Source organism: Streptomyces sp. NPDC060198, assembly GCF_042728415.1.
GTDB lineage: Bacteria > Actinomycetota > Actinomycetes > Streptomycetales > Streptomycetaceae > Streptomyces.
Genome location: NZ_JBHWZJ010000508.1, coordinates 1 through 4,103, shown reverse-complemented (window position 1 = coordinate 4,103; position 4,103 = coordinate 1). Strand labels below are relative to the sequence as shown.

Here is a 4,103-nt window from a genome sequence, read left to right as displayed (position 1 = left end):
GAGGGGTGGAGTGCGCTGAGCGGTGGGTCAGCCCGGGATCAGCCCGTCGTCGTGGAGCATGGCGCGGACCTCTTCGAGGGTGGCGTCGGGCGAGGGCAGGATCAGTTCGGACGGTTCCAGGGAGTCGTCCGGCAGCGGCGAGCCCAGCTCGCGCACCCGGCCGAGCAGAGCGTGCAGCGTGGCGCGGAATCCGGGGCCGTCGCCGCGCTCCATCTCCGCGAGCAGCTCGTCGTCGAGCGCGTTCAGCTCGGTGATCTTGCCGTCGGCCAGTTCTACCTGGCCCTCCCCCATGATCCGTACGATCATGACCGTCCCTCAGCTCTTGTCGTACCGGTGCGGTGACTGCTGCTGGGAGCCGGGCGCGGTGTCCTGGGCGCCGCCCTCGATGGCCTGCTGGCCCGCCGAGGTGCCGCCGGCCAGTTCGGCCTTCATCCGCTGGAGCTCCAGCTCCACATCCGTACCACCGGAGATGCGGTCCAGCTCGGCGGCGATGTCGTCCTTCGCGGTGCCGGTGGGGTCGTCCAGGGCGCCGGAGGCGAGCAGCTCGTCGATCGCGCCGGCCCGGGCCTGCATCTGCTGCGTCTTGTCCTCGGCCCGCTGGATGGCCAAGCCGACGTCGCCCATCTCCTCGGAGATGCCGGAGAACGCCTCGCCGATGCGGGTCTGCGCCTGGGCGGCGGTGTAGGTGGCCTTGATCGTCTCCTTCTTGGTGCGGAAGGCGTCGACCTTGGCCTGGAGCCGCTGGGCCGCGAGAGTGAGTTTCTCCTCCTCGCCCTGCAGCGTCTGGTGCTGCGTCTCCAGATCGGTGACCTGCTGCTGGAGGGCGGCGCGACGGGAGAGCGCCTCGCGGGCGAGGTCCTCCCGGCCGAGCGCGAGCGCCTTGCGGCCCTGGTCCTCCAGCTTGGACGACTGACCCTGCAACTGGTTCAGCTGCAGCTCCAGCCGCTTGCGCGAAGTCGCCACGTCGGCGACTCCGCGACGCACCTTCTGCAGCAGTTCCAGCTGCTTCTGGTACGAGTAATCGAGGGTCTCGCGCGGATCCTCGGCCCGGTCAAGAGCCTTGTTTGCCTTCGCGCGGAAGATCATTCCCATACGCTTCATGACACCGCTCATGGGCTTCGCGCGCCCCCTTCTTAACGACTGAGCTCCAGCACTCCAACAGAACCCACAGTACGGGCCCTGCCTCCATTACCGCACTGTTCGGGGCCCGATGTGCTCCTCCCCAAGGACGACTGCGCCGGGCATTCGCTCCCGCCCGAGGTGGAGGCGGCGGGTGCGGGCCGACCGGGCGCCGGCCGGGGTGGAGGCCCCGGGACACCGTTGAGGACGCGGGCCGTTGCCGGATCGTTCCCGCCCGGTCCGACTGCCCGCGTGCCGGACCCCGTACCCTTGGGTTTTGTGTTCCGTAGCCGTTCCAAAGAAGAGAAGGCCCCCACCGACAAGGTGACGGCGGACCTCTCCACCCAGTCCCGCGACCCCCAGGCTCCGAAGGGTCGCCCCACGCCGAAGCGCAATGAGGCGCAGACGCAGCGGCGTCGTGCCTCGACCACGCCGGTCGACCGCAAGGAGGCGGTGAAGCGCTCGCGCGAAGCACGCCGGGTCGACATGGCCAAGCAGCGCGAGGCCCTCGCCTCCGGCGACGAGCGCTACCTCCCGACCCGCGACAAGGGCCCGGTGCGGCGCTTCGTCCGCGACTTCGTGGACTCGCGCTTCTGCATCGCCGAGTGGTTCCTGCCGATGGCCGTGGTCATCCTCGTCCTCAGCGTGATCCAGATCCGGAACATCCAGAACATCTCGCTGCTGCTCTGGCTCGGCGTGATCGTGCTGATCGTCCTGGACTCCATCGGTCTGGCGTTCCGGCTGCGCAAGCAGCTGCGCGTCCGCTTCCCGGACACCCCGCAGCGCGGCGCCGTCGCCTACGGCCTGATGCGGACGCTCCAGATGCGCCGACTGCGGCTGCCGAAGCCGCAGGTCAAGCGAGGAGAGCGGCCCTGACCGCGGAGACCTCGGGATTTTCCGGAGGTTCCTCGACCTGGCTCGCGGGGCTCGGCGGACTGCGCAACATCGTCCGCCAGGAGCTCGTGGCCCGGCAGCTGGACGAGCAGATAGCCGCCCGCTTCCCCGTGGGGCGGCGGCTGCGCGTCCTCGACGTCGGGCTGGGCCAGGGCACGCAGGCCCTCCGCCTGGCACGGGCCGGTCACTCGGTGACCGGCCTGGACTCCGACACCGCGATGCTGGCGTCCGCCCGTGCGGCGCTGGCGCACGAACCCGAGGGCATCCGCGAGCGCGTCCGGCTGATCGAGGGCGACGGCTCGGAGACCGGGGTCCATTTCCTGCCCGGCAGCTTCGACATGGTGCTCTGCCACGGCGTACTGATGTACGTCGAGGAGCCGGACGCCCTGCTGGCGGGGCTGGCCCGGGTACTGGCACCCGACGGTCTCCTCTCGCTGCTGGTACGCAACGGCGACGCGCTCGCGATGCGCCCCGCCGCGGCCGGCGACTTCGCCACCGCGCACGCCGCGTTCGACACCGCCCGCTACACCAACCGGCTCGGCCTCGAGGTCCGGGCCGACCGGCTCGACGCGCTGACCGCCACCCTGGCGGGGATCGCGGCGCCGCTGCACGCCTGGTACGGGGTGCGCGTCTTCACCGACGACGTCCCGAACGACGCCCCGCTGCCCGACACCGCCGAGCTGGAGCGGATCTTCGCCGCCGAGGAGCGGGCCGGGCGGACCGATCCGTACCGGCGGGTGGCCGCGCTGCTCCACCTGTGCGGGGTACGCGGCGGGACCTGACGGGCCCGGGCGGGTCCGGGCACCCGGTGGAGTCCGGTCCGTTCGGCCCACCAGCACCCGCCGCCCGGAAGGGGCGAACGGGATACTCCGGACATGGACGCTTCCCCCTCCCGCAGCCTCGCACGCCGACTGCCGCCGTCCCTGACCGCGGGTTTCTGCGCACTCGCCCTGGTGAGCGGCTGCGCCGGCCCCAGCTCCGGTCCGGCCTCCCCCGAGACCTCCGCGTCGGCCGCCCGGCAGGGGTCCGTATCCCGCGCCGTCGCGCAGCTGGAGACCGACTACCAGCGGGTCATCGGCGACGTGCTGCCCTCCGTCGTCCAGATCCAGACCGCCGACGGGCTGGGCTCCGGCATCGTCTACGACGCCGACGGCAACATCGTGACCAACGCGCACGTCGTCGGTGACGAGAAGTCCTTCAAGGTCAGCGTCGCCACCGGGGAGAAGGTGCTCGCCGCCTCCCTGGTCTCGTCCTACCCGGCGCAGGATCTGGCGGTCATCCGCCTCGACGACGTACCGGACGGGCTCCGGGCGGCGAAGTTCGGCGATTCGGAGAAGGTCGAGGTCGGGCAGATCGTGCTGGCGATGGGCTCACCGCTCGGCCTGTCCAGCAGCGTCACGCAGGGCATCGTCTCGGCGCTCGGCCGGACGGTCAGCGAGTCCCGGTCGGGCGGCGGGACGGGGGCGACCCTCGCCAACATGGTGCAGACCTCGGCGGCGATCAACCCGGGCAACAGCGGGGGCGCGCTGGTCAACCTGAACAGCGAGGTCATCGGCATCCCGACGCTCGCGGCGACCGACCCCGCCCTCGGCAACAGCGCGGCGCCCGGCATCGGCTTCGCCATTCCGGTGTCGACGGTGAAGACCATCGCGGACCAGATCATCGACAAGGGCAAGGTCACCGACTCGGGGCGGGCCGCACTCGACATCACCGGCCGCACGGTCGTCGACGGCGACTACCGGCCCGCCGGGGTGGCACTGGTGAGCGTGGAACGGGACGGGGCCGCTTACGACGCGGGGATGCGGGTCGGCGACATCGTCACCGAGCTCGGCGGCACCGAGGTCACCACCATCACCTCGCTCGCGGAGGCACTTGCGGCCGAGCAGCCGGGGGACAAGGTCCGGGTGACGTACACCCGCGGCGGCGCCACGCGGACGGCCGAGGTCACGCTCGGCGAGATCTGACCCCCACCGGTCACGGGAGCGGCTGACGCGGCGGTCCGGACGGCTCGGGAGCGGCTGCCGCGGCCGTCACGGGCGTCCGGCAAGCGGGGGCGGTACGGGAGCGGGCGGTCCGGGAGGTTCCGGCGC

Annotated in this window: 5 protein-coding genes; 3 read left to right on the top strand and 2 right to left on the bottom strand. The window is 71.8% G+C overall.

What is annotated here, in order from left to right; genetic code table 11:
- Window positions 1-27 precede the first annotated feature (27 nt).
- Together ACFWEP_RS32555 and ACFWEP_RS32550 are read right to left on the bottom strand one after the other, a co-directional pair.
- Entirely contained in the window at window positions 28-306 is a 279-nt protein-coding gene (locus tag ACFWEP_RS32555; RefSeq protein ID WP_387375587.1) for a hypothetical protein, read from the bottom strand.
- 9 nt (window positions 307-315) lie between these two features.
- A complete protein-coding gene (locus ACFWEP_RS32550) occupies window positions 316-1,101 on the bottom strand; it encodes a PspA/IM30 family protein (RefSeq protein ID WP_387375586.1) in 786 nt (261 codons plus the stop codon).
- Window positions 1,102-1,398: 297 nt separating this feature from the next.
- Here ACFWEP_RS32550 and ACFWEP_RS32545 point away from each other — a divergent pair, with 297 nt between their 5' ends.
- The 3 genes from ACFWEP_RS32545 to ACFWEP_RS32535 all read left to right on the top strand — a co-directional run bounded on the left by ACFWEP_RS32545 (window position 1,399) and on the right by ACFWEP_RS32535 (window position 3,977).
- Window positions 1,399-1,995 (top strand): DUF3043 domain-containing protein, encoded by a 597-nt coding sequence (locus ACFWEP_RS32545; RefSeq protein ID WP_387375584.1) that lies wholly within the window; start codon window positions 1,399-1,401, stop codon window positions 1,993-1,995.
- Between the two features lie 86 nt (window positions 1,996-2,081).
- The gene (locus tag ACFWEP_RS32540; RefSeq protein WP_387375582.1) at window positions 2,082-2,795 is read left to right on the top strand and encodes a class I SAM-dependent methyltransferase; all 714 of its coding nucleotides are present in this window, start codon (window positions 2,082-2,084) and stop codon (window positions 2,793-2,795) included.
- Window positions 2,796-2,888: 93 nt separating this feature from the next.
- Window positions 2,889-3,977 carry a S1C family serine protease gene (locus ACFWEP_RS32535; protein WP_387375580.1) on the top strand — a complete coding sequence of 363 codons (1,089 nt, stop codon included), beginning with the start codon at window positions 2,889-2,891 and terminating at the stop codon, window positions 3,975-3,977.
- Window positions 3,978-4,103: the final 126 nt, after the last annotated feature.